Source organism: Mycolicibacterium gilvum (assembly GCF_900454025.1).
Classification (GTDB): Bacteria; Actinomycetota; Actinomycetes; order Mycobacteriales; family Mycobacteriaceae; genus Mycobacterium; species Mycobacterium gilvum.
Window position 1 is genome coordinate 1 of sequence record NZ_UGQM01000009.1, and the last position, 23,908, is coordinate 23,908.

The 23,908-nt window shown below is 63.5% G+C and carries 26 protein-coding genes and 2 pseudogenes; 16 read left to right on the forward strand and 12 right to left on the reverse strand.

The annotated features are described in order from the left end of the window. Positions 1–134: 134 nt before the first annotated feature. Genes DYE23_RS30230 through DYE23_RS30245 form a run of 4 tightly spaced genes read left to right on the forward strand, consistent with a single transcriptional unit; the run spans position 135 to position 4,424 of the window. On the forward strand, positions 135–1,259 hold the full coding sequence (locus tag DYE23_RS30230) for a phosphoribosyltransferase family protein (protein WP_235660716.1): 1,125 nt from the start codon (positions 135–137) through the stop codon (positions 1,257–1,259). Beyond that, entirely contained in the window at positions 1,256–2,368 is a 1,113-nt protein-coding gene (locus DYE23_RS30235; RefSeq protein WP_048470770.1) for a cysteine protease StiP family protein, read from the forward strand. Before DYE23_RS30230 ends, DYE23_RS30235 begins: the two co-directional genes overlap by 4 nt. After that, on the forward strand, positions 2,365–3,243 hold the full coding sequence (locus tag DYE23_RS30240) for an HAD family hydrolase (RefSeq protein WP_063899040.1): 879 nt from the start codon (positions 2,365–2,367) through the stop codon (positions 3,241–3,243). Before DYE23_RS30235 ends, DYE23_RS30240 begins: the two co-directional genes overlap by 4 nt. Beyond that, a complete protein-coding gene (locus DYE23_RS30245) occupies positions 3,240–4,424 on the forward strand; it encodes a TerD family protein (RefSeq protein WP_048470757.1) in 1,185 nt (394 codons plus the stop codon). Before DYE23_RS30240 ends, DYE23_RS30245 begins: the two co-directional genes overlap by 4 nt. A gap of 36 nt (positions 4,425–4,460) precedes the next feature. On the opposite strand, the pseudogene DYE23_RS30250 reads toward DYE23_RS30245, so the two are convergent. The 4 genes and pseudogenes from DYE23_RS30250 to DYE23_RS31885 form a co-directional block, all read right to left on the reverse strand. Further along, positions 4,461–5,521 (reverse strand): annotated as a pseudogene (locus tag DYE23_RS30250) (GmrSD restriction endonuclease domain-containing protein). 278 nt (positions 5,522–5,799) lie between these two features. Next, positions 5,800–6,219 carry an abortive infection family protein gene (locus tag DYE23_RS31610; protein WP_068920430.1) on the reverse strand — a complete coding sequence of 140 codons (420 nt, stop codon included), beginning with the start codon at positions 6,217–6,219 and terminating at the stop codon, positions 5,800–5,802. 399 nt (positions 6,220–6,618) lie between these two features. Continuing rightward, a complete protein-coding gene (locus DYE23_RS30260) occupies positions 6,619–7,218 on the reverse strand; it encodes a recombinase family protein (protein ID WP_048470758.1) in 600 nt (199 codons plus the stop codon). A gap of 504 nt (positions 7,219–7,722) precedes the next feature. Next, on the reverse strand, positions 7,723–7,998 hold the full coding sequence (locus tag DYE23_RS31885) for a hypothetical protein (RefSeq protein WP_308207161.1): 276 nt from the start codon (positions 7,996–7,998) through the stop codon (positions 7,723–7,725). Positions 7,999–8,010: 12 nt separating this feature from the next. Between DYE23_RS31885 and DYE23_RS31890 the strand changes: the two genes are divergently transcribed. From DYE23_RS31890 to DYE23_RS30275, 3 genes are all read left to right on the forward strand, one after another. Beyond that, a complete protein-coding gene (locus tag DYE23_RS31890; protein ID WP_308207162.1) occupies positions 8,011–8,160 on the forward strand; it encodes a hypothetical protein in 150 nt (49 codons plus the stop codon). 427 nt (positions 8,161–8,587) lie between these two features. Further along, on the forward strand, positions 8,588–9,310 hold the full coding sequence (locus tag DYE23_RS30270; RefSeq protein ID WP_068920431.1) for a ParA family protein: 723 nt from the start codon (positions 8,588–8,590) through the stop codon (positions 9,308–9,310). Positions 9,311–9,476: 166 nt separating this feature from the next. Further along, a complete protein-coding gene (locus DYE23_RS30275; RefSeq protein WP_115329328.1) occupies positions 9,477–9,728 on the forward strand; it encodes a hypothetical protein in 252 nt (83 codons plus the stop codon). Between the two features lie 228 nt (positions 9,729–9,956). On the opposite strand, the gene DYE23_RS30280 is transcribed toward DYE23_RS30275, so the two are convergent. Beyond that, a complete protein-coding gene (locus tag DYE23_RS30280) occupies positions 9,957–10,184 on the reverse strand; it encodes a hypothetical protein (RefSeq protein WP_068920433.1) in 228 nt (75 codons plus the stop codon). Between the two features lie 83 nt (positions 10,185–10,267). On the opposite strand from DYE23_RS30280, the gene DYE23_RS30285 reads away from it, so the two are divergent. Continuing rightward, a complete protein-coding gene (locus DYE23_RS30285) occupies positions 10,268–10,558 on the forward strand; it encodes a hypothetical protein (RefSeq protein ID WP_068920434.1) in 291 nt (96 codons plus the stop codon). Between the two features lie 10 nt (positions 10,559–10,568). Beyond that, positions 10,569–10,889 carry a hypothetical protein gene (locus DYE23_RS30290; RefSeq protein ID WP_068920436.1) on the forward strand — a complete coding sequence of 107 codons (321 nt, stop codon included), beginning with the start codon at positions 10,569–10,571 and terminating at the stop codon, positions 10,887–10,889. Between the two features lie 145 nt (positions 10,890–11,034). Here DYE23_RS30290 and DYE23_RS30295 read toward each other — a convergent pair whose 3' ends face one another. After that, positions 11,035–11,289 (reverse strand): hypothetical protein, encoded by a 255-nt coding sequence (locus tag DYE23_RS30295; protein ID WP_235660718.1) that lies wholly within the window; start codon positions 11,287–11,289, stop codon positions 11,035–11,037. An 89-nt stretch (positions 11,290–11,378) separates the two neighbouring features. Here DYE23_RS30295 and DYE23_RS30300 point away from each other — a divergent pair, with 89 nt between their 5' ends. From DYE23_RS30300 to DYE23_RS30315, 5 genes are all read left to right on the forward strand, one after another. Beyond that, positions 11,379–11,576 carry a toxin-antitoxin system gene (locus tag DYE23_RS30300; RefSeq protein WP_068920437.1) on the forward strand — a complete coding sequence of 66 codons (198 nt, stop codon included), beginning with the start codon at positions 11,379–11,381 and terminating at the stop codon, positions 11,574–11,576. Between the two features lie 360 nt (positions 11,577–11,936). Beyond that, entirely contained in the window at positions 11,937–12,434 is a 498-nt protein-coding gene (locus tag DYE23_RS31615) for a hypothetical protein (protein WP_235660719.1), read from the forward strand. Between the two features lie 134 nt (positions 12,435–12,568). Further along, positions 12,569–13,162, forward strand: coding sequence for a hypothetical protein (locus DYE23_RS31620; RefSeq protein WP_235660721.1), 594 nt, complete (start codon positions 12,569–12,571; stop codon positions 13,160–13,162). Positions 13,163–13,378: 216 nt separating this feature from the next. Then, positions 13,379–16,294 carry a MobF family relaxase gene (gene mobF / locus DYE23_RS30310; protein ID WP_068920435.1) on the forward strand — a complete coding sequence of 972 codons (2,916 nt, stop codon included), beginning with the start codon at positions 13,379–13,381 and terminating at the stop codon, positions 16,292–16,294. 348 nt (positions 16,295–16,642) lie between these two features. Next, positions 16,643–17,098, forward strand: a complete 456-nt coding sequence (locus DYE23_RS30315; RefSeq protein WP_046364872.1) for a tellurite resistance TerB family protein — start codon at positions 16,643–16,645, stop codon at positions 17,096–17,098. 77 nt (positions 17,099–17,175) lie between these two features. Here the strand turns inward: DYE23_RS30315 and DYE23_RS30320 are convergent, their stop codons facing one another. The 6 genes and pseudogenes from DYE23_RS30320 to DYE23_RS30340 all read right to left on the reverse strand — a co-directional run bounded on the left by DYE23_RS30320 (position 17,176) and on the right by DYE23_RS30340 (position 21,410). Then, positions 17,176–17,940: a hypothetical protein gene (locus DYE23_RS30320; protein WP_048470766.1), complete on the reverse strand. Its 765-nt coding sequence runs from the start codon at positions 17,938–17,940 to the stop codon at positions 17,176–17,178. A gap of 108 nt (positions 17,941–18,048) precedes the next feature. Further along, a pseudogene (locus tag DYE23_RS31970) lies at positions 18,049–18,219 on the reverse strand (DUF4236 domain-containing protein); the annotation flags it as partial. Beyond that, positions 18,209–18,835 (reverse strand): TerD family protein, encoded by a 627-nt coding sequence (locus DYE23_RS30325; RefSeq protein ID WP_082730653.1) that lies wholly within the window; start codon positions 18,833–18,835, stop codon positions 18,209–18,211. The gene DYE23_RS30325 and the pseudogene DYE23_RS31970, both read right to left, overlap by 11 nt. A 37-nt stretch (positions 18,836–18,872) precedes the next feature. Continuing rightward, positions 18,873–19,547 (reverse strand): TerD family protein, encoded by a 675-nt coding sequence (locus DYE23_RS30330; RefSeq protein WP_048470767.1) that lies wholly within the window; start codon positions 19,545–19,547, stop codon positions 18,873–18,875. A gap of 62 nt (positions 19,548–19,609) precedes the next feature. Continuing rightward, positions 19,610–20,755 carry a DUF475 domain-containing protein gene (locus DYE23_RS30335; protein ID WP_046364876.1) on the reverse strand — a complete coding sequence of 382 codons (1,146 nt, stop codon included), beginning with the start codon at positions 20,753–20,755 and terminating at the stop codon, positions 19,610–19,612. 79 nt (positions 20,756–20,834) lie between these two features. Continuing rightward, positions 20,835–21,410, reverse strand: coding sequence for a TerD family protein (locus DYE23_RS30340; RefSeq protein ID WP_048470768.1), 576 nt, complete (start codon positions 21,408–21,410; stop codon positions 20,835–20,837). A gap of 133 nt (positions 21,411–21,543) precedes the next feature. Here DYE23_RS30340 and DYE23_RS30345 point away from each other — a divergent pair, with 133 nt between their 5' ends. Together DYE23_RS30345 and DYE23_RS30350 are read left to right on the forward strand one after the other, a co-directional pair. Next, a complete protein-coding gene (locus DYE23_RS30345; RefSeq protein ID WP_131722643.1) occupies positions 21,544–22,728 on the forward strand; it encodes a hypothetical protein in 1,185 nt (394 codons plus the stop codon). Beyond that, positions 22,725–23,908, forward strand: a 1,184-nt coding sequence (locus DYE23_RS30350) for an HpcH/HpaI aldolase/citrate lyase family protein (protein WP_372516231.1), incomplete at its 3' end; no start/stop codon positions are given. The genes DYE23_RS30345 and DYE23_RS30350, both read left to right, overlap by 4 nt.

The window sequence follows — 23,908 nt, forward strand, 5'->3', positions numbered from 1 at the left end:
ATGACCTCAACCGACCACGAATCCTGGGCAACCCAGACCTTCGGGCTACGCGTGCGCCACCGTTCCGGCACACCGTTGTTGACCGAGCTAGTCGCCCCCGGATTGCGACGCAACCCCGGCGGGCGCACCTGCTGGTGTCGTCGGTGCTCGGCAAACACATCGCCGCCGACCCGCGTGACGTGATTGCTGCCGGCCACCAACTCGGGCGTGCCGTTGCCAGCCTGGGCCTCGGGGATGTCGACGTGCTGGGCATGGCCGAAACTGCGACCAGTCTCGGTCACTGCGTCGCCGACAACCTCGACGCGGCCATGTACCTGCACACCACCCGACGTCACGCACCGCCAAATATGATCTACGCCGAGTTTCAGGAGGGTCACTCGCACGCCACCGACCACACACTGCAACCCAGCAGCGCGGACCTTTTCGCTCAACCGCGACCCATCGTGCTTGTCGATGACGAGATTTCCACCGGAAACACCGCGTTTGCGACAGTCGCTGCACTGCAACAGCTCCAGCACCGCGCCCATTATGTCGTCGCTTCACTTGTCGATGTCCGCAACGACACACACCGGCACGACGCCGCCGCCGCCGTCAGCAACAAACTGCGCACCTCGGTGCACTTCGTCAGCCTGGCTCAAGGCGACGTCGATCAGCCGGCCGGGCTCATCGACGCCGTGTGCGCACTGAACCCACCAGTGTTGAACACCCCCTCAGACCGCCCCCCCAGCACACCGAGTCGATTAACGCTGCCGTGGCCGGCCCACGTACCCGAAGGAGGGCGGCACGGCTTCCTGCGCCAGGACCGCCCAGAGTTCGAAGAGGCCGTACTTTGGGCCTCGGAACACCTGCACTCATACCTGGACCCCAGCCGCCCAGTACTACTGGTCGGGCACGAAGAGCTCATGTATCTGCCCCTCAGGCTTGCCGATCAACTGGCTCGACACGGCTTCAACACCCGTTTCCAATCGACCACTCGATCACCGGCCTACGTGCACAACCACCCTGAGTATCCGCTGGGAACCGGATGGACATTCCCCGCCAGCGAGCCCGGCGAGACCTCGGCCCGGTTCCTCTACAACGGATGGCAAGCGCCGCCGCACGTGCGGGTACAACTCGTGCTGCTCGTCGACCGCATCGCCGCCAGCGGCGATCTCACTGTCGGCGAGGTTCTCGCAGCCTCCGGCTACGACGTCATCATCGCCGAAGTCGACGGCCCGGACGCCACCACGCTCGCCGAGATCCGCGGGCGCCAGCAGTGAAACAACCCCTCACCGGCCCGACATTTGGAACTTACGCTGCCCACGAAGTCGGATGGCTCCTCACCGACCTATCCGATATGAGGCTCGAAGCGGCGACCGCTGACCGAGAGCGCGAAATTCAAAGCGGCCGCGCCCATTACGCGGAATCGTTGCCAATCGAGTATCAGCCTGATTCCGTCTACCTGGACCTGTTCGACAGTGTGCTACGCGAAACCGCGAATCGGCTCGCGGTCGCGGTCGGCTACCTCACTGAACTCGTCCTGGCCGAACGCGGGACAGACATCGCCCTGGTATCGCTGGCCCGCGCGGGGACCCCGATCGGCATTCTCATGCGCCGCTGGGCGGCCTCTCAACACAGGCTGACGCTACCTCACTACGCCGTGTCGATTGTTCGAGGACGAGGCATCGACACCTGCGCGCTGCGCTACCTGAGCACACACCACGATCCAGCCCGAGTCGTGTTCGTCGACGGATGGACCGGCAAGGGAGCCATCACCCGGGAACTGTCAGACGCGATAACCGAACATGCTCACCGCACGGAGATCGTCTTCAATCCCGACCTCGCCGTGTTGGCCGATCCCGGCCACTGCGTCCGAACATTCGGCACCCGCGATGACTTTCTGATTGCCTCAGCCTGCTTGAATTCCACTGTGTCAGGCCTTGTCTCGCGCACGGTACTCAACCCCCGCGTCATTGGGCCCACCGATTTCCACGGAGCGAAGTTCTACCGCGATCTGCGCCCGGCCGACATGTCCAACGTGTTTCTCGATACTGTCAGCGCCCAGTTCGAGACTGCGGAAACCCAAGTCCGCCGAATGCGCGACACTGGGAATGATCAACACCGCGAACCCACCTGGTCGGGCCTGACCACAGTGCAGCGGATTCAGCAGCAGTACGGGATCACCACCAGCAACTTTGTCAAGCCGGGCATTGGGGAAACCACTCGTGTGCTGCTGCGCAGACTCCCGTGGCGCATCGTGGTACGGGATCCCGACGCCCCGGAACATCGTCACATCAGGTTGCTCGCCGAAGCGCGAAACGTCCCCGTCGTCGTCGACCCCGACCTCGCGTACGCCTGCGTGGGCCTGATCAAGGAGATCGCCGAGTGAAGGCCTCTGCCCTGATCGCCAGCGACCTAGATCGCACCCTCATCTATTCCCACCGCTTCTTCGCCACCACTCCCCCACCCGAGGCATGTGTCGAAATCTACGACGGCGCAGCCATCTCCTTCATGACCGACACCGCAATGCACGCTTTAACCGACTTCGCCGCGCAGCACATCGTGGTGCCGGCCACCACACGAACTGTGGCACAGTACCGCCGCCTTTCTCTTCCTGGAGGCCCGTACCCCTTCGCGGTAACCAGCAACGGCGGCTCAATACTGATCGATGGGGAACCCGACGACCGGTGGAACTCGACGGTTCGAGCACGGATTCGAGCCGACGGACCTGGGATCGACGTCATCGCTGCAGCGATGCGTGAACAGACCAGCGACGAATGGGTAAAAACCTTCAAGATGGCCGAAGAGTTGTTCTGCTACCTCGTCATTGACGAGGCCCGGCTACCCGCCGACTTCATGGCAACATGGGCGTCATGGTGTACGCCGCGCGGTTGGCGGGTCTCCCGGCAGGGGCGCAAGATCTACACCGTGCCCCATAGCCTGTGCAAATCACGGGCTGTGGCCGAGATTCGCCACCGCCTCACCGAGTCCGGCCAACTCCACACCGACGCACCATTATTCGCCGCCGGTGATGGCGCTCTCGACGCCGAACTGCTGAGCTACGCCGATGCCTCCATCCGACCGGCTCACGGTGAGCTCCACTCTCTGGGCTGGACATCTGAGCGCACCACGGTGACCAAGGCCAGCGGCGCCTCGGCAGCCGACGAGATCGTGGCGTGGCTGCACCAGAGCGCCGAGCATACGAGATTTCCACCGTTGAAGAAAGCACCACATCAGTCCCCTATAACGAAAGGAACTGCGTGAGTACGCAACTGAGTAAAGGGCAGAATGGGCCGGTGACCGCTGCCGACCTGGTGGCGTCAGTACAGCTCGCGGCGCCGGCTGACCTGTCGGCTCTGCTGGTGACCGACAACGGGAACGTACGCACGGACGCAGACTTTGTGTTCTTTAATCAGCCCACTGGCCCCGGGGTGAGACTGGTTGCCGGGGCCACCGGCCAACCCGCCAGCCTCGCAGTCGCACTCAACGCCGTCCCCACTGACATTGCCCGAGTCCGCGTGGTCATCACACTTGATGATCCGAACTCTACCTTTGGAGCGACAGCCGCACCCGTAGCCCGGGTATCCGACACCACCGGCCACATCCTTTACGAGTACCGCATCGACGGTCTCACCAGCGAATCGATCGTCATTGCGCTCGAGCTTTATCGCCGCAACGGAGCCTGGAAGGTGCGGGCCGTCGGCCAAGGCTACGCCGGCGGATTCGCTGCTCTGGTAACCGACCACGGTGTCAGCGTCGATGATGCCCCGGCACCACCACCACCTCCCCCGCCGGCAGGACGCCCGACATTACCTCCGCCACCGCCGGCTTCCTCACCGCCGACCGGTGGTGAAATCAGTCTGGTCAAAGGTCGAACCGTGAACCTCGCCAAGGGGCAACGTGTTTCTTTGCGCAAGGACGGCGGTGTCGCCCTGACACGAGTTCGTATGGGGTTGGGATGGGATCCGCTCAAACGCGGCATTTTCGGGGGCCGGGCGTCGAACATCGATCTCGACGCTTCAGCAGTGCTGTTCACCGGTCAGGAGCTGATCGACATCTGCTATTTCCGGCAGCTGAAGTCCAAAGACGGATCAATCAAGCATCACGGAGACAACCTCACCGGCGAGGGTGACGGGGATGACGAGACCATCTCCGTCGATTTGAGCCGAGTCCCCACTCACATCACCTCAGTGCTGTTCATTGTGACGTCCTACCGTGGCCACACCTTCGATCAACTCAGCAACGCATTCTGTCGCCTCGTCGATGCGACGTCGAAGGCTGAACTGGCTCGCTATACCTTGCAAGGCAGCGGCATGCGCTATACCGGCATGGTGATGGCCAAGATCTTCCGGTTGGGCGGCGAGTGGAAGTTACAAGCAATCGGGGAGGGAATGCAGGCCAAGCACCCCGGGCAAGCCGCTCCGCAACTCTCACGGTTCCTGTGAACAAAACCATGCGGTAAGGGGTTGTCCCTCAATGGATTAACCTTCGCACGCCACGCCGTCGCCGTCGCCGTCAAGTCCCGTTCGATACCCTGGTTGACCGGCGTACAACGGTGCTGCGCCCGCCGCTTTGGCGGCGCGGCAGTTGGGGTAGTACGCCGCAGAAACGTCCACCGGTGGTAGCGGAGTTTCCAGCGGAAGTGAAGGCGCCAGCGGGGATTCCGGCAACGGCTCAGGCTGGGTGATCGGCGTAAACGGCTCCGTCTCTACCGGTGTTGTTTCCGAGGATGTTTCTTCAGACGGCATGTCAAAATCGGATGCACCGCAGCTCGAAAGAACTTGGACGATAGCGTCGCGCTCGGCCTGCGTTACCCAAATTGCGTACACCGACTTGACTTTCACAATTCGGGCGACGTAGGAACAGCGATACGACTTGTCCGGTGGTAACCATGTGGCCGCGTCTCCGTCGCCCTTCTGCTGATTGAGATTGCCCACTGTGGCCTGCAGATTTAGAGGGTCGTTGGCGAAGTTACGGCGTGTGACCTCATCCCAGTTCTGCGCACCTTTCTGCCAGCTATCAGACAGGGCCACGATGTGGTCAATTTGAACATCGGCCGAGGTGTCCGCGCCCCGCTCGAACGCGATAGTCGCGCCCGAGTAAGGATCGTGAAGTATCCCGCTGACGATTGCACAGTCATTGGAGCCAGGCTTGAACACAATGTCTACAAGGTCGCGCCGCAAAATGTCATTGCGAGTGTCACATCCGTTTCGGCCCCCTCCACGGTTACATCATCAGTCCACGCGTCACCGAAAAGCGCCCGGTCGTAACCTGTCTTGGGCGCACGTCCCTTGATGGGCAACCGGCTCAGCTCGGCCAGCGCGTCTGTTCTGCGATCGCCGCTGGGTGGCGAGGTGTCGACGGTCGTTGATGGAAGCGCGCTTTGAAGATTCGACGGCAAGGAACTGGGCGTCAATGTTGGCGGTAGCGTCGAGGTAATTTCGGCGTCAGCTACCTGATTACGCTCCGCAGTGCCGCATCCCGTCAGTATTGCGACAGTAACCGTTAAAAATATCGCCCCCAACATATTTCGTGCCGTCATTAACACTCCGACGCTTCCCGCTTTCTGTGCTCTGGCTTCGCTAGCAGCAATGCTCAGAAAAGACTAGCGGAGCCCGTCGGCGCAATTTGATCGCCACCTGCCGAGGCTTTCTCCAACCGCACAGTCTGGTCGCCGCATCATGATCTGTTGCACGCGTCGCGTGACCGCAGCATTGCCGCGATTCACGAACCGCCCATCAATAAGGCAACGGCGAGCGGTTTAATCTGGGCGTCGCGCGGCGTATCTAAAATGACGGTTCTAGACACAGGTGGCGCGCCTCAGCCGCCGTCGAGTTTGTCGAGCAGCGCTCCTGCGACGAGTGCGGTTGCGCGAGCGACGAGGCGGGCTTCGGCTGCGCTCAACTCGGTGGTCTTGCGTGGTGGTCCAGGTCGTCCGTGACCGGTGCCAGCGTCGTTTCGGAGTCGGTTAACTGCGGTGGCCAGTAGGAACAGGCATTGATGCACTGCACGGTGCGGGTCGGGATCGAGCTTTGGCAGCTCCGTGGGGGTGGCCATGCCGATCGCGGTAAAAGCACTGGTCAATGTGACCGGGAAGTTGCCCGACACCGGGTAGTCACCCAGGAGTTCTGTCAGAACGTGGCGGGCGGCGGATTCGTCGAGTTCCTTTCCCGTGCCTACCTGTAGCGGGGCGTCGTCGGGGCTGGAGTTGATTCTGTCGACGTAGCTGCGCAGCGTCACTGTGAGTTCTGTGCCGCTTGTCGATGACGGTCGGTCGTGTGGACCCGTCGGGTTCGAGAGTGAAGCCGAGCGGAGCGAAGGCCTGGACGAGCTGGGTCACTCTCCCGCTGCCGGCATAGCTCTCGCTGTCAGGGTTGAAGCCCCCGTGAGCCCGACACAGTGCCACAAGTTCTCGGGCTAAGGGCAGCCCCGCAGTCGCGTTGTGCGCTGCCGGTGAGGCGAAGACATGTCGGATTCGCTTCATCTTGCCCAGGTGGGACCCGTTCGATGTTCTTCCCTCCGGTGCCGGGTCGAGATGACCGAGGCCGTGGCGGGCGAATGCATCGCGGAGCTGCTGGTGTGAAGGGCTGCCTGAGATATCGAAGAAGGGGCCAAGGGCCGCGCCCAGCTCGGTCAGATTCATAACGGCTGCCTCGACTCCAGCGCTGGGTCGTTCACGGGCGCGGAGAGGTACCGGTATGCCGTTGCTCGGCTGATGCCGAACGCTTTAGCGAGTTCGTGAACGGGTTCTCCGGTCTCGGCGAGACGACGGAGCTGTTGCTGCCGCTCAAGGGTCAGTTTGGCGGGCTTGGTGGCCGGTAGGCGGCGCGCTCGCCTGGAGTCACGAGAAGCAGCGCGGCGCTCGCGGCCGAGTTCGAGTTCCAGTTCGGCCAGGGTGGCCATGATCGCGGCCACCGCGCGGCCTGTCGGTGTGCTGGTATCTATGCCTTCGCGTAAGGCGCGCAACAGGATTCGGCGTTCACCGAGTTCGGCAATGGTGCGCGTAACTTCGGCGACGGAACGCCCGAGACGATCGATGGCGGTGACGACCACGGTGTCACCTTCGCGGGCGTAGTGCAGCAGGGCCGCCAAGCCCGGCCGGTCAGTGTTCACCGCACCAGAAAGCTTGTCGGTGAAAACCTGGCCGGACTCGACACCCTGGGAGGCGAGCGCGGCGAGCTGTCCATCGAGGTCTTGGCCCGCGGTGCTCACCCGCGCATACCCAAGGATCGTTGTCACGCCACCACCGTCTCATTGCCCTCCGACATTGAAGATCTGAGACACGCGGTGTGAGACAGGAAATGAGACAGCGCGACCTGGGGCTACCCGGTGACGGTGATGCGCCCCGAGGGTGTCTCTTTTCTCTAGAAATGAGAATGGCGCCTGCGCGCGCAGTGGGTGTCAGGTCAGACGCTTGCGACGGCGTGGATCTGTCTCGGTGCGAATCGTGACGAGAGCGCGTCGAGCGCCTCCGCGGCGGTGTTAAGCGCCTTGGTGGCCTCTTCGAACTGTTTTTGTGCGGCGTTTCTTCATGCCATCTACGGTACGAGCAACAGCAGACACGAGGTCAATGCCTGTTCTCGCTAACCCCTAGAAAAGCGCGAGCCACAGGCCTCGTCGTCCGGCGAGTAATCCTGCGGCTCACTTCCAAACCCACCTCGATGGGATGGCTACGCGGCCAGTCTACGGCCACGGCCAAGTGTTCCGCAACGAACCCGATGTATTCAGGTCCCCTCCACACCGTCAGATCGTGTGAAGTTCGACGGCACTTCCAAGCATGTCGAGATAGGTCCGGTTACCGATGCGGGCCTGGACCACGGCCCCGCACACGATGTCCGCGGCCCACAGCGCCGGCTCGTGACGGCCTATGGAGTGCTCGATCCGTACCGTCGCTTCGACAACTTTGCGTGACCGCAATTTCTGCAGCATGTCGAGGTCGCTGGCGTCGAGCTGGCCGCGAGATTCGAAGGTGATCGTCGAGCACGGCATCAACGCCAAGTGCGGCAGAAGAAACTCCATGCACTTTCGCCGATGTCGACGGTCATCAGCGTCTTTGTCGACGTGAACCACGACGAACCCGGTGACTGGAAGGCCGGCCACGGCGGCGACCAACTCGACACGGCGCTCAGCGCTGCTGCCGTGCCAATGCAGCTTCGTTTCACCGATACGCAGAGCGTCTAGCGTCTTGCGCATCTCCGCAACATCATCGTTATCGCACAACGTCGCAGCCAGCAGATACGCGCCAGGATCGAGGTCTGGACGCGACCCGGATTCATCGGCCCAAGCGGTCAGCATGCGCAGACCTTCGTCACAGTCCCGAACGGGACGATTGCGGCGTACATCCGGATCAGATCCTTTCCTGCGCGGGTCTCGGCACCCGTCATTAATTCTTGTTCGGGTGCATGCAGGTCTACAGGGACGGGGTGCACGCGTCCCTCCTCGACGGCGCGAGCCGCGCTTTGGGCGGAGCCGAGCAACGGAACCCCTGGGGGCTGCGCAGCGCGCGTACCGCCGGGTTTCCGCATCTAACGCTTTAACGTTGTAAAACTAAAACATTAAAACGCTGTAGAACTTAAGCGTTAAAGAGTTACAGCGCTATAATTCCAGAGTGACAACCAACATTGCTGTCTGCCACTCCCGCAAGGGTGGAGTGGGCAAGTCTTTCCTGGCCTACGAACTGGCCTATCTACTTGATGCGGTTCTCGTCGATCTCGAACACGACGGGGGAGGCGTGACAGCCAAGTGGGGGTATCGCCCCCAAGATCACCCACGATCAAGACTTCTGGATGCACTGGAAGCGGGTGCCGTCGCGCCGCGACCGCTGCGCGGATTCAAGAAACCCGACCTCATCCCCGGTCATCCCGATCTCTATGACCACCAGCCCGACGCCGACACCATGGCCGATGCCCTCACAAAGTGGGCATCCGAATGGGGCAAACCGTGGATCGTGGTCGACACCCATCCCGGCGCCAGCCCAGCTGCCCACGGCGCGCTGGCTGTGGCCAACATCGTGCTGGCTCCGACCGCGCTACGCACCGCCGAACTCGACGCCACCGCCGAGCTGGTCAATGAGGCGGCCGACTACCCGCTCGTCATCGTGCCCAACTTCGTACCAACGACACCACCGGCCGCCGAGATTCAGCGACTGCGCACCATCATCGCCGACACACCCGTGCAGGTCGCTCCACCGATACCCACCGCACTGCACGTAGGGACACGAAAAAAGCGCATCGCCATCACCGCCGAAGCGCCACCCGCGAGATCTCTACAGAAAGTCGCGGCCGCGCTCACCGACCTCAGCACCTTCGTGAAGGAGTACGTCAATGGCTGACGGACTGGACTCGCTAACCGCCATGCGCTCGAAGTCGACCACATCGCGCCGCACTATCCCGCCGCCGCGACACCAACCGCGCCGCACGCCGGTCGACATGCCCGCAGCGCCATCGCCAGCAACCGCATCCGAACCGCCCAAGGCACAGCCGGCGGCCCCTGCCCCGGTGACGCCCCCGCCGGCTGCAGGCACCGACCTCACGAAAGTGTCGATCTACCTCGACGACACCACGGACGTCTACCTCGAGACCGTGCGCGCAGCGGCCCGCGCGACCAAGCCGCGCGTCGACGCCACCCGCAGTGCCGTCGTCCGTCTGGCGCTCAACCGGCTCGCCGAACAGCTCACCCCGGCTGAAATCGTCGCTGAGCTGCAACGCAGCGCCGCAGCCCATAGCGGCCCTGGCCGAAAACGCGCCTAACAACAACGCTTAAGCGTTATAGCGCTATAACGCTTAAGCGTTTGAACTACGCACCTACGTCTTCCTCGGCCTCGATTGTGGCGAAACGGTGGATGGTGGCGGTCAAGGCCGTACCGCCGCTGCGCGGTCGACCACGGTCGAGCCTTGACAGCCCACCACCCACCGCGCAAACGGGGCCACTACGAGGAAACGGCGAAAAAAGCTGATCGCTTGAGAGGGAGTGAAGCGCTATTCGGACTGCGGAACGCCGGCCCGGTCCAAGAACTCGTTAAGCGCCGCATCCACAATGTCGGTGACCGCGTACCCGCGGTCCTTCAACACCTCAATGCGCTGCTGGGTGCCTGGCCGCACATAGGTGTTCAACGGCACTTTTTGCTGCCGTTTACGCAGCGGCAGTGCGCTGCTGACTTCGGCCGCGGCCGCGCCGTCGATAGCCTTCCCAGCCGAATCGGGCATGCACGCAATTCTACATGCACGCGAAAAGCCCACTGCACGCAAGTTGCTTGCATGTATGCACGCACGCTCTTACAGTGGTGGGCATGGAAACGCTACGAACGGTTCAAGACGACGTGAGTGCGCTCCGGGACTTCACGTCCCAGGTTCGCGCACTGTGTGCAAAGCTGATGGCCAATCCGTTCAACACTCCCGCCGCGGAGGAGCTTCTTGATCTGCTCCTGGAGGATGCGCCGGCCACCGATCTCGCCCTTGAGCGGGTTCTGGAGGCGGTGATCGATGGGCCCGCGTCGAACGGCGTCCAACTCTTGGACATGCTGGTCGGACGGTGCCGCTATGCCGCTCCGGTCCCGCTCGTCGTCGGTACGGCGGCCTAAAGTGGCCCAAGTGAGCATCCCCGCGACGCCGCCGAAGCCAGGCTCTCCTGAGCACTGGCAAGCGTGGCTGCAGCGATACGGCGGTGACTACACCACCGACGCCGAGCGCCGCGGCGCCTACGAGGACTTCAAAACGAACCTGGTCACCATGCAGGCTGTCTTTTCCCAATCCGATGACATGCACGTGGCCGGCTACCTCGAAGCCCACGAGCGGGTGGCCAGCGGCGACGCAGACGGTCCCGATGATGCCGAGACGTGGGTTCCGGCCAACCTCAACGGCTATGCGCGCGCGGACTGGCTCGAAGGCTTCCGCTCGCACTTCGAGCCATAGACCCCCGTCCGGGGCTGGGTCGTTCAGTGCTGGATCGGCCACACGAGCGCGAGGCGGACCGTGGGCGAAGACAGCTTCAGCCATCAGCTCTGCGCTCCTACTGACGATCAGCTCGTTCAAGTCGTACTGCACTTCGTTGCAGGCTTCATCGAGCAGAACCTGCTGCGTCGAGGCTGGCGATCACCGTGGTCTTATCCGCGCCGCTGACCTGTGATCGGGCCGCCCAGTCGCTCACCCGATCGCCAATCGCGTCCAACTCCGAGAGCACCATGCCAGCCGCCTCGCTGGCGTACTCCTCGATGAACGCTGACCGCGCCTCGCCCGGCCACCACGCCGGGATCGGCAACTGTGCCGCGTACACCGCTGCGATGGCCGCCTCCAGTTCCGGTGAATCGATCACAACCCGAACGGTAGCCGTGTGAAAGGAGAGACGGAATGTGTGCGTGTCGGTACCAGGTACGTGGGCTTCTCTGCGTAAGGATCGGGTGCATGGCCCAACCGCACAAAGGTCAGCGCGAGCAGATCAAAGTTCGTGCTGCCGCATCCGTGTATGTCCGACTGCGTGAAATGGCCGCAGAACGCGGCACCAGTGTCAGCCAACTTTCGGCCGACCTCCTAGCCATTGCGGTTGGCCGCCCTGAGGCCGTCCGTGAGCTCGATAAGGAGGTCCTGCCGCTGGCGATGTGACGAATGCGCCAGGGGGCTCACTCTTCTCGTCTTGGCGGCGAGTCTCTTGGCAGATGTGACATCTGAATAGCTGGTGTGCGGAAACCCCGCTGACATGACGAAGGCCTCGCCGTAGCGAGGCCCTGGTCGAGGTTTTGAACCGAGTTCGCAGCTCGGTTCTGGGTCCGCACCCGATTCCCCGAAGGGACTGTCTTGCTGGACAGCTCTCACGGTAGCGCACGCCTGCCTGGCTTACCAGATAAGCCGCGCACCCAGTGTGCAAATCGTGACCTCATCAGTGCCCGATCACGTCGGGCAAGCGGTACGTCGCCGACGCCGCTCGGCTCAGGTGTAGCTCCTGCTGCTCCTAGTCCGCATGTCGTGCGTGCGCTGGCGAACGAACGGCGCCGCGAATGGGTGCAGCGCGCCGGGGCTTGCGCACCGCGCGCACCGATGTGGACCAGTCGCGCTGGCTGGCTCGACGGTCTGCGCCAGTGGGCGCAGACACCGGCCCTGGGCCAGCTGTGCGCCGAGGAACGGGTGTCGATCACCTCGGCCACGCTGTTGTCGATCGCCGCGGTGATGGCCGAGCACGCCGATCACGCCACCGGCCGCCACGTCGCCGTCACACGCGCGACAATCGCGTCCCGGGTGGGTTGTGACGTGCGCACGGTGACGGCCGCCTGGCGGGTCCTACGGGTGTCACAGTGGGCCGTCGAGGCGCAGCGCGGCCACGGCTCACCAGGTACCCCCAGCGTCGGCCGCAGACCCTCGGTGTACCACCTGGTGCCGCGCCGCGAAGCACGTCCCGTGACCCGTCCGTTGTGCATGATTTCCACCTACCGCCGTCAGGCGGCGTTGGTCTTTCTTCTCCCGTAGGGAATTACTCACCAAGCGAGCGCGCAAGCGCGCCCGCCAACCGAATCTCCGATAACAAACCCAAACCCCGACAAGCACCGCCGTGGCGCCGCACCGCGCGGCCGCTGGCCATCCAGCGGCTCGCCGCTGGGCTCGTGGCGAGCACGCAGGGTCTGGACCGCGCCCACATCGGCGCCATCTGCGACGCGCTCACCGCCGCCGGCATCGACCCCGCGGTGTGGTCAGCGCGCGCGGTTAACGACGCGCTCAACGCCGACATGCGCGCCCGAGGAGCGACCTGGCCCGACCACATCGCCAACCCTGGCGCGTTCCTGCACAGCCGATTACGACGGCTGTCCTGGTCACCCCCCGAAACCCCGACAAAGGCCGGCGGCTCCGCCGCCGTCAGCATCGACCAGACGCCGCCACCGGTGGTGCTCACCGACGAGTCGCGGGCACGGATCGCTGCGGCCCGAGAAGAGATCCGCCGCGTGCTCACCGAGCGCGCTCAACGCACCCGCGGTGGGCGCACCAGCCGCACGCACGGTCAGCGACACCGCGATGGCATGCCGGTGGAGGCACGGCCCGGCGGCGCGATGAGTGCACCGTTGAGCGCCTGGTCGACGACGCGCCTAGTGGTTGCGAAACGGCGCGCTGACGTTCGGGCGAGACGCCAAAGTCAGCATCTCCAACCAACCCATCTTCGTCCTTCCCTGCCCGCATTTCCCGCACTGCCTCAGCTTCCCTGACGCCGCTCCCCTCCTTCCCATCTTCACCCACTCCGCCTCATTCCCGCCGTCCACTCCCGCTTCGCCTCCACCCACCACCGTTCTCACCACCATTAACCATATGGCACATTTGCACAAGTTTGTGCGATGCTGGTGGTGCGGTTCGGTTTGAGCGCTCGTGCTTCGTGCGTATCGGGTGGTCCGGCTGCATTTTCGAGCAGGGTGTGGGGTGGTGTTGTGTTGACGATTGCGAAGTTGTCGCGGTGGTCGGTGAACTATTACAACGACACCGCCCGGGCGGTCGGGCAGGCCGTCAAAGACGCTCAGTCTGCCGGCGGTGGGTTGGCGGAGTATTACGCCGAACGCGACACTCGCACCCCGGTGTGGACGTGTGCCGGGGACACCGGTGCGGCCGCGGAGCTGGTGGGTTTAGCGGACGGTTCGCGGGCGGGTGGAGATGCCGATCCCGACGTCGTGGCGCGCTGGCTCGATGAGGGTGTGGCGCCCTCGGGGGAGTGCGGCCGGGCGCACGGATCCGGTGGGGTGCATGGCTTTGATTTGACGTTCTGCGCCCCGAAATCGGTGTCGCTGGTGCGCGCGTTCGGCGGCGACGTCGCCGACAAAGCGGTCGCCGCGGCGCACGCCACCGCGATCGCTGAAGCGCTCGAATATTTGGCTGCGCATGCCGGATATACGCGGGTGCACAACCCGATAACCGGTGAAAAAGACCTTCAGAAATTGCCGGGGTTGGTCGCCGCGGCGTATCAGCACGAGACCTCGCGGGCGGGGGATCCGCATCTGCACACTCACGTGCTGGTCCCGAACCGTCAGGCCCGCCGTGATGGTCGGTTGGTGTCGTTGGATGGCACGTCGTTGTTCCATGAAGCTCGCGCGGCGGGCATCATCTACCAGGCCACGCTGCGTTATGAACTGCACCGTTTGGCGGGTGTGGAGTGGGGTCCGGTGGATCTGCGGACCGGGATGGCCGAGATCGCCGGCGTTGATCCGAAAAATCTTGCGGCGTGGTCGACGCGTTCGACCCAACTGCGGGAGTGGGCGGCCAACAATCTGACCGTGATTGACCCCGCCGAGGGGCTTTCGCAAGCGCAGTTGGCGGCCGCGCAGAAGGCCACCCGACCGCACAAACCTGAGCAGCTGGCGTGGTCGGAGTTGCGGGCCGGGTGGCTGGCAGACGGCAGGGGTTTCGGGATTGACCGGGCCGCGCAACGGGAGGCGCGTAGTGCCCGTGAACGTGCCGCCTCGAGAGCGGGGGTGCGTGTTGAGCGCACCGGTGTGGCGGTCGATCGGCGGGCGGTGGCGGCGATGGCCGCGCGGGCGGACAAGGCGGCGTTGACGCGCGCGGATCTGGTCGAGGTGATCGGCGCTCAACTCCCCGTGTTGACCGACGATGGCGCAGCCGCGGCGGCCGGCGGCGGATCGATCACCGGGGCGGGTGTGCGGATGCCTCGGCAGGTCATCGAGGAGTGCGTTGATGCGGTCGGGATGCGGCTGTCCGGGCCGCGGTTGGCCCATCAACGCGAAGGCTCGGAACGCTTCACCGTGGACCGGATTCTCGCTGAGGAAGTGGCGGTGCTCGACCTCGTCGACGCCCGCGATTCGCGGGCCGCGGTGTGGGTGCGCGATCACCGCGATCTGCAGGCCACGCCGTGGTCGGCGGGAGGGGCGGCGTTGTCTGATGAGCAGGCTCGGGTGGTGCGCAACATCGCCATCAGCCCGTGGTTGGTGCAGCCGTTGAGCGCGCCGGCCGGCGCCGGTAAGACCACTTCGCTGCGCACCCTGCGCCGCGTCGCGAAGACACGCCACAGTGCGCGGGTGATCGTCATGGCGCCGACCGGCAAGGCCGTCGATGTCGCCCTGGGCGAGGGCGCTGGGGACACCGGGTACACCATCGCCTCGGCCCTGCAGCAGCTCGCCGAGGGCAGTCTGTCGCTGACGCATCACGACCTCGTGGTGGTCGATGAGGCCGGGATGGTCGGTACCGATGACTTGCGCCGTTTGTTGAGCGCCACCACCGCGGCGGGCGCCAAAACCGTGCTGGTGGGCGACGCCCACCAATTGGCCCCGGTCAAGGCGCGCGGCGGGATGTTCGCCCAACTGTGCGAGGATCTGCCCTGGACCCAGCGGCTGACCGAGGTATGGCGGATGCGCGACCCGGCCGAGCGCAGCGCCTCATTGGCGCTGCGTGACGGTGGGCCGGCACCGGTGCGCCGCGCGGTGGGCTGGTACCGCGACCACGATCGGCTGCACACCGGAGACCCCATCGCGATGGCCGCCGACGCGTTCGAGGCATGGCGCACTGACCACGCCGCCGGCATCGACAGCCTGCTGGTGGCCGACACCGTGGAGATGACCGACGCCCTGAATCGGCGCATCCACGACGACGTCACCGCCGCGGACGAGCCGACAGTCCCTGCGGCACGCGGCCAGCAGGTCGCTCGTGGCGAGGTGATCATCACCCGCCGCAACGATCCCGCCATCGAGGTGTACGACGCCCACGACGTGAAACAGCGGCTCACCGAGGCGCCGGTGCGCAACGGGCAACGCTGGCAGGTCATCGGTGTCGACCCCGACCACCAGCGCATCGCCGCCCGCCGTATCGGCGACGGCGCGCGGGCAGTATTCGCCGGCGCCTACCTGACCGAACACGTCACCCACGGTTACGCGGTCACCGTGCACTCAGCCCAAGGCGTCACCGCCGAAACCACGCACGCGATGCTCGGGGAGAACGCCAGCCGCAACCTGCTCTACGTCGCCATGACCCGCGGCCGTGCAGCCAATTACGCCTACCTCTACCAACGCACCACCGGGGAAGCCGACCATCAGCACGCCACCCCCGAGACGGGAGTGCACGTCGCCCACCGCGGCACCAGTGCGCAGGCCGCCCGACTGGTGCGCGAGGTGATCGGGCGCGACGAACCCGCCCGCACCGCCCACCAGAGCGCCGCCGACACTCCCGCCGAGCTGCTGCCTGACCGCGTTGCGAGTCTGCTCGCCCGCCGCGACCGAAATGTTCTGCAACGCCGCACCGTGCACCAAAAGACTCACCGCGCCCTCGACGACCGCGCCCGCGGTGCCGATCGCTCCCGCGAGCAGCAAAGACACCGCGACCAGGGATACGACCTCAGCCTCTAGGCTGGGTCGAACCCCCAGGGAGGTTCGCAGATGCTGTTGTCCAACAATGGGATTCGGGTTGTTACCTGTGCGGAACGCATTGCTGCGGGCTGGGGTCGGGACTATCACCACACGGCGCTTACCGCAGCCATCGCCGACCTCTACAGCGATCTGATCACGTCCCCAGCTCTATGGCCTGCACATCGTCGCGACCTTTTCACCAGTGATGCCGCCAAAAACAGTCTGAGCATGCCATTATTTTCGGTCCTATCAGCAGCCAGGACTTGACTTGGTGGAAACGGTTATGCCGGAATCGGACGGCGTGGCGGTTCGCTACGCTGTGGGCAACCGACAACTTGAGGAACGGTAATGGGATTCTGGGATCAATTGCGGGCGAGGACATCCGAGTTAAACGATCAGCTGCAGGTGAAGACTGCCCAGTTCAAGAACAAAGAGTTCGCTAACGGCGCAATGGCGATGTGCGCGCTGGTCGCCGCCGCCGATGGGTCGATTGATCCTACGGAACGACAGAAGACGGCGGCTTTGATTATGAGTAACCAATCGCTGTCAGTCTTCGATGCCGACGACCTGCGGCAGAAGTTCGATTGGTTCTGTGACAAGCTCAACGGCGATTTTGATTTCGGCAAAGTCGAGGCCACGGCCACGATAGGGAAGTTGAAGTCGAAACCGGAGCAGGCGCGGGCAGTCGTTCAGATCGGCATCATCATTGGCGGTGCGGACGGATCATTCGATCAGTACGAGAAGGCCGCTGTGAAAGACGTGTGTTTTGCCGTTGGTATCGACCCGTCGGAATTCGACCTCTAACTATCTAGACGCTAACAAACAATCACGGCTTGAAGCTTCAGTCATGCCCACCGGGTGAACATTTCGCTGAACTTTGTCTAGCCCAGGGCCGCCAGTGCCTCTCGGAGCCCCGGGTAGGTCGGATCTTCTGCCAGGATCTTTTCCAGACCCTTGCGGGCGGCCGCCTTGCGGCGCTGGACGAGATCGACCTGCACCCGTTCCAGGAGGGCTCGATGGCGCACAGCAGCCGCCCTACTGCGAACCCGAAGTGCCTGTGCGAAGCTCTCGCGGGCGGCGTCATGAAAACCCTGGTGTGCGAATGCTCGACCGCGTAGTGCCAGTAGCAGAGCGGTCGCGTCGTCATCGTTGCCAACACCATTCGTGAGGTCGATAACTTCTTGATGTCGGTCCGCGCAGCTATACAGTTCCCCCAGAGACAATGCGGCATGTGCGGTAGGCCGAGCCCGTTCAACGGTCCAGATGGCTATATCAAGGTCGCCGGCACGTTGGTGAAGTTCGGCTGCAGCCAGCAGGACCACATCGTCATGCAGGTGCAACTCAGCGGTCACCCCGGGAACAATTTCTACCGGCCAAGTTCGGTCGAAAAGGTACGTGGTGGTGAAGTGTCGGATTGGGTCGGTGATGGATTGGACCGCGGCCCAACCGAGAAGCGTGCGCGCGCGTTCTTGTGCTGCTTCGTCGCCGTCGCCGAACTCAAAGTGCAACAAGCCTTCCAGCGTCGCCGCTATGACTCGGACGTGAGGTGAGCTGCGGGCATGCTTACGGGAGATGTTGGGGAAGTCCCCGGGGATCGTGGAGGTCAGGATCGCGAACAGGTCTTTTTCCCATGACGGTGCGAACATCCCCGGTGCCGGCGATCGAGGCGTGGGTGGCGCGGCCGGCGGATTCTGGTTGCGGCTGTGAGGACGTGAGCTTCCGGGTCGAAGTGTGGATTGGTGTGACAGCCCGGTCCCCGGGATCGACAGAGTGCGGCTGACTCGGCCGTTGGCGTGACGGGTGACCCGCATGCCTTTCCCGCCGACCGAGTAACCCAGTCCGCGGGAACTGACATTGAGGCGCACACCAGGAACGACCTTGATGGACTTGCTCAACCTAAAACCCATCGTGGCCTCAGATTTCATAGCCGGCGGGGACCGGCGGGTTGTTCCAGTCCACGGCTGGTGTCGGGGTTTGGGATGGGTCCGTTGGGTTGGGCGTGGACGGCGATTCGTCGTCGACCGTGACACCGAAATCTCTTGCTAGGCCCGCGAGTCCGTCGTGATAACCCTGCCCCACCGCGCGTGCCTTCCACCCCCCGCGCCGATAAATCTCGAACGCTACGGCTGCTGTCTCCACGGTGAGGTCGATCATCGTGAATGTCGCTAGCGACGTACCGCCGGCATCGAGGATGGTTGCAGTCACAGCACCAAGCTCGACTAAGCGATGTCCGCTGTCGACGCTCAAAACAACCGCGATAGCGTCGATGTCGGCGGCTGCGGCTACGTCGGCGAGGTTGATTGCAATTCTGTCTTCGAATCCGTCACCGGCGTGGCGCTTGCCGAGATACTTTACCGACCCGTCGACTGACTCGGCCTGGTTGTAGAAGATGAAATCGTCGTCAGTGCGCACTTGTCTGCCGCGCAGAAGCAGTGCTGAGAGGTCGGCGTCGACATCACCGAAAGATGACCATCGACAACGGATTTCGGCAACAGAGGCCAAGATGGGCATGTTCTCGCCTTTGCGCAGCGCAATACCCACGGCCCGTTCCTTCCGGTGGTGCACGCTAACCGAGTGGTTACTTTCTGCCTGCAGACCAGCGCATGCCCCACCGGTAGGCCTTGTCGAGGTCGGACTGACTGCCGTTGATGTACTTGACTTCTCGGGTGACGTCGATTCCTGCACCGGTGTTCGTCAGCAAAGCGATGGCGCAGATCCGTGCGTTGTTGTTCGTTGAATCCAGCTTTACCTCAACCTGTGGCCCGGCCGTCGGGAACAGCGTGACCACACCATCGACAGCGGCCCAGTTGGGGGCGCCCTCGTAGATCATCGCGAAGATCAGAATTCGCTTGAACGCCTGCGGCTGCGACAGGTCGATGTGCATGTTTTCGCCGCCGACGGCGCTACCGGTGCGATCATCTCCGTCGAGCTGAATGTGCGGCGCACCATGCAACGATCCGAAGGCGTTACCGAGTGCCTGAACCACACCTTTGTCGCCGTTGGACAGCTCGTAGAGACATCCCAAGTCGAGGTCGACGCCACCGCTGGCGCCGCCGGCCAGCTTGGCGAGAAAACCTGCTTTCTGCTGACCCCGCGACCAGTTCAGGTTGACCCGCATGGCCCCTTGCTGTTGTCCGGGCTTGGTGAGACTCACGGTGGGGGCCTGTTTGGTCAGACTGACCTTGCTGAGATTCACCCCGCCCGGTGTGGGTCCAGCGGCTGCGGAAGGGCGCCGGGTGTAGTCAATTGCCATGAGACTCCTCGGTGATTGCCGCGCTGTCAGTTCGCGTGTACGCGCAGCCTATTTCGGACAGGTCAACTTATCGGCGAAAGTGTCTGGTTGCGTTCGTCGGCTGCGATACGGCGGTTGCGGAGCACGCTGGAAATGAGGGCGGCGGCAATGAGAACGACACCGACCAATCCAGTAAGGACTTCATTGACATGGACACCCAACGACACAAGCAGAATTACAGCCAGCGCACCAATAGCCCAGTGCGCACCGTGCTCGAGGTACACATACTCGGCCAGAGTTCCCTTGCGCACAAAGAATATGGTGATAGAGCGGACGAACATCGCTCCGATGAAGCCCAGGCCGAGAGCGATGATGATGGGATCGCTCGTGATCGCGAACGCGCCGATCACCCCGTCGAACGAGAACGATGCGTCGAGAACTTCGAGGTAGAGGAACAGGAAAAAGCCGGCCTTGCCCGTCGCGGTAGCCAACTGGGTGGGTCCAGAGTTCCCTGTCCGCGGTGCCTCGCCGGCATCTTCGGCGAGGGCCTCTTCACGCAGCTCGTCGTCGTCGATTTCGAACATGGAGCCCAAACCGTTGACGACGATATAGGTGATCAACCCCAAGGCGCCTGCAACCATCACTGTGGCACGGTGCGCATCGTCGGCGAGAAGCTCAGCGGCGAGCACGAGGGCCAGCAGCGCGACCACAACAGCGAGCTGGTCGAGCTTTCCGGCGCGACCCAAGGGGCGTTCCAGCCAAGCCAGCCAGTGAATGTCACGTTCGGCGAAGATGAAGTTGAGGAACAGCAACATCAAGAACATGCCGCCGAATGCAGCAATCTGCGGGTGTGCTGCGGTTAACGCTGTTTCATAACTTGGAGAGCCATCGGGGAAGTACGCCTCGCCGTCGGCCGGCGGGTCGAGCGCAACGTCGAGCGCCCGCACCGGATCCAGGCCAGCAGTCACCCAGACGACGGCGAGTGGGAAGACTAGCCGCATCCCGAAAACCGCGATCAGGATGCCAACGGTGAGGAACATCTTCTGCCAGAATTCGCTCATCCGCCGCAAAACAGTAGCGTTGATAACTGCGTTGTCGAAGGACAGTGAAATCTCGAAGACGCCCAGTATTGCGCAGAGGATGAACGCTTCGACGCCACCGTAAAGGTAGGCAATGATCAACGACACCACCGTGACGACGATCGAGAGTCCGAAGGTGCGAATAACCACCGAAACCAAGTTTCCTTACTAAAGTTGGGCACGCCCGCCGAGAAAGTATCGGCGGGCGCGTCAAATGCTCTGTGCTGCTTTAGACGTTGACGCCGTAGTCGCGGGCGATTCCGGACAGCCCAGAGGCATACCCCTGGCCAACAGCGCGGAACTTCCATTCGGCGCCATTCCGGTACAGCTCACCGAACACCATGGCGGTCTCCGTTGAGGCGTCCTCGGAGAGGTCGTAGCGGGCCAGTTCGGTGCCGTTAGCGCGATCCACCACGCGGATGAACGCGTTCTGTACCTGGCCAAAGGATTGGCTGCGGCTTTCAGCTTCGTAGATCGACACCGGGAAGAAGATGTTGGTGATGTTGGGCGGAGTGGCGGCCAGGTCGACGTTGATGGCCTCATCGTCGCCGTCGCCCTGCCCGGTCAGGTTGTCACCGGTGTGTTCAATGGCTCCTTCAGGGCTCCGCAGATTATTGAAGAAAATGAAGTGCTGGTCGGAGAGCACCTTCTTGTTTTCACCGCAGGCGATGGCGCTGGCGTCGAGATCGAAGTCCGTTCCAGTGGTGCTGCGAACATCCCAGCCGAGACCTACGGTCACCGCAGTCAGGTTAGGTGCCTGCTTGGTCAGCGAAACGTTGCCGCCCTTGGTCAGACTGACGCCCATCGAGAACTACCTTTCAGTAAGAACCGCGCTACCCCGGTGCGCGCAGTGACGACACATACCGTAGTGCATCAAGCGTTGCTGCCTTAGCAAAACCTGTGAGGGTTCCCCACGCCCTCCTGGTTACGATGCCTTGGTGTCCGGTCGCTGGCTCAGGCTCACCCGCCGCCCGCGCACCGAAACGCGCCCACCGGACGTAGCGGCCACGCTCACTACCGCTTTCCTTGACCTCGACCACCGTCAGGGAATTGCCCAGGCTGCCGTCGCCGCGGCCGCCGCGCTGCATCCAGCCTCATCAATCCCGGAGGAATGGGAGTCGGTGGCACAACATTGCTACTCCGCCATGGCCGCCTACCTTCCACTGACCGCGGCAAACGGAGAGCCCACACAGCCGGCCGCGCAAGTTGCCAGGCACCTGGCCGAGGCGGCAGCAGCAGTCGACGCGTTCTACTCGCGTCACCGTTACATCCTGGACAACGCGATTGGCGCGGTGAGCGCGGCCGCTGCGGCCGCCGCCGCCGCTACCACAGCAGCCCGCGCCGCTGACGAGCGCCTGGCTGGCATTGACGCTCCGTGGCGCGACTACCCGTCTGTCCACGCGGCCCACCTGCTGATGCAGTCAGCAACAGCCGAGCTGTCAGCGGCGCGCAACCGCTCTGATCTGATCGCGACTCAAAACAGCAGTGAGCAACTCCGCACCGCGGCCGCAGCGCTCAATGACGTCCTCGACCTGGCCCCAGGCCGCGCCGAGGAAGCGCGCAGGGCAGTCACCTCTGTGCGAACTCGCCTCGAAGCACTCAAGACCCGCACCGAAGGCATCAGCGCCGCAGTATCAACCCTGCTACGAGAATTTCATGCCGATAGTTCTGCCGACCTGCTTGGCAATGAACACAGGTGCCGTGTCGACCTCAATCGGGCAGAGGGCCTCCTGCAGCAGGCCGAGACGGCAGCGCGCGACGGCGATCCCGAAACGGCGCTGAACCTGGTTGGGATGGCACGAACCGTTCTTGCTACCGCCGCCGAGCATGTCGACGCGCCGGCGCAACGACTGGCGTTGTTGCGCAGCGTGCGCAGCGACCCACAGCAGGACGAACAGCGTGCACGTTTCCGTCTGCGCGACGCCCAGCGGCTCGCTGTCGATCGAGGCGCGCAGGCCCAGTGGGGCGCCGCACTCGACGCTCAGGCGTTGCGCATCGACCGCATCGTGGCCACCCTCAGCGGCCGGCATCCCGACTATTGGCGATACCACTTCGAACTCAACGATGTGGCACAGTTCGTCGCAGGAATCGTTGCTCGCATCCGACAGGAGTCCGCACGGTGACCGACGGCGAGGTCGCCACAACCCTGGGTATCCAACACTTCCAACACCTGAATGCTTCACAACAGGCTCAGCTGTTCTGGAAGCCACCTGAGGTGATCTCGCTGCACGACGAACCACGCCTGATCGCGACCGCCCTGGGCGCAACCCTCTACATCCCCGCCGACCGTCCCGATCTCGCCGCCACGGTCACACGCCGCGCCAGCGAGGGCATCTGTTCGATGGTGCTTGACCTCGAAGACGCCGTTGACGATATGCACGCCGACGCCGCGATGCATAACGTCGTGACTGCTCTCGACGAGCTGGCCGCCGATCCACTCGCCACCATGGTGTTCGTGCGTGTCCGTAGCTACGACTGCATCCCCCAAATCGCCGACAGACTTACAGTCGGAGCGCATGCTCTAGCTGGGTTCGTCATTCCGAAATTTGAAGCGGACACCGGCGCACGGTATCTCCGCCAAACTGAGGACGCCGCGTCCGCGTTGTCACGTCACCTGTACTGCATGCCGGTGTTGGAATCTGAGCGCATCCTGTTCCAGGAGACCCGTGACGCCGAACTTACCGCCCTGGTCGACCTGTTGGACGAGCACCGCCAAACCGTGCTCGCAGTTCGTGTCGGCGCCACCGATATGTGCGGGTCGCTGGGAATCCGACGGGATCGCGATCACACAATCTACGACGTCAAGGTGGTCGCCGACGTCCTCGCCGCCATTATCAACCGGTTTGGCCGTCCCGACGGGACCGGATTCGTGGTTACCGCACCAGTGTGGGAATACTTCGCCGACCACGAACGACTCTTCCGACCGTTGTTGCGCGCCACCCCATTTCGCGACCACGACGCAGTGCGGTTCCGCGACATGCTGGTCAGTCGGGATTTGGATGGCCTGCTACGCGAAATTAGCCTCGACCGAGCTAACGGACTGCTCGGTAAGACCATTATTCACCCCACCCACGCCGCCCCCGTGCATGCGCTATCGGTCGTCACTCACGAAGAGTTCCGCGACGCTTCCGATATCGCCGCATCAGACACCGGTGGCGTGAGCCGGTCGCATTACCGCAATAAGATGAACGAGTCGCGGCCACACCGTGTTTGGGCCCACCAAGTGTTGCAACGTGCCCGCGTGTTCGGGGTGGCCAACGACGGCGTGACATTCGTCGACTTCTTGACAGCATTGGCCGGTCG

Bases quoted from the DNA above. Each gene is read 5' to 3' on its own strand.
- DYE23_RS30300 (WP_068920437.1), top strand. From the start codon at position 11,379: ATGGCCCAACCGCACAAAGGTCAGCGCGAGCAGATCAAAGTTCGTGCT.
- DYE23_RS30315 (WP_046364872.1), top strand. From the start codon at position 16,643: ATGGGATTCTGGGATCAATTGCGGGCGAGGACATCCGAGTTAAACGAT.
- DYE23_RS30330 (WP_048470767.1), bottom strand. From the start codon at position 19,547: ATGGCAATTGACTACACCCGGCGCCCTTCCGCAGCCGCTGGACCCACA.
- DYE23_RS31890 (WP_308207162.1), top strand. From the start codon at position 8,011: ATGTCGACGGTCATCAGCGTCTTTGTCGACGTGAACCACGACGAACCC.
- DYE23_RS31885 (WP_308207161.1), bottom strand. From the start codon at position 7,998: ATGGAGTTTCTTCTGCCGCACTTGGCGTTGATGCCGTGCTCGACGATC.
- DYE23_RS30340 (WP_048470768.1), bottom strand. From the start codon at position 21,410: ATGGGCGTCAGTCTGACCAAGGGCGGCAACGTTTCGCTGACCAAGCAG.
- DYE23_RS30280 (WP_068920433.1), bottom strand. From the start codon at position 10,184: ATGCCCGATTCGGCTGGGAAGGCTATCGACGGCGCGGCCGCGGCCGAA.
- DYE23_RS30285 (WP_068920434.1), top strand. From the start codon at position 10,268: ATGGAAACGCTACGAACGGTTCAAGACGACGTGAGTGCGCTCCGGGAC.
- DYE23_RS30320 (WP_048470766.1), bottom strand. From the start codon at position 17,940: ATGTTCGCACCGTCATGGGAAAAAGACCTGTTCGCGATCCTGACCTCC.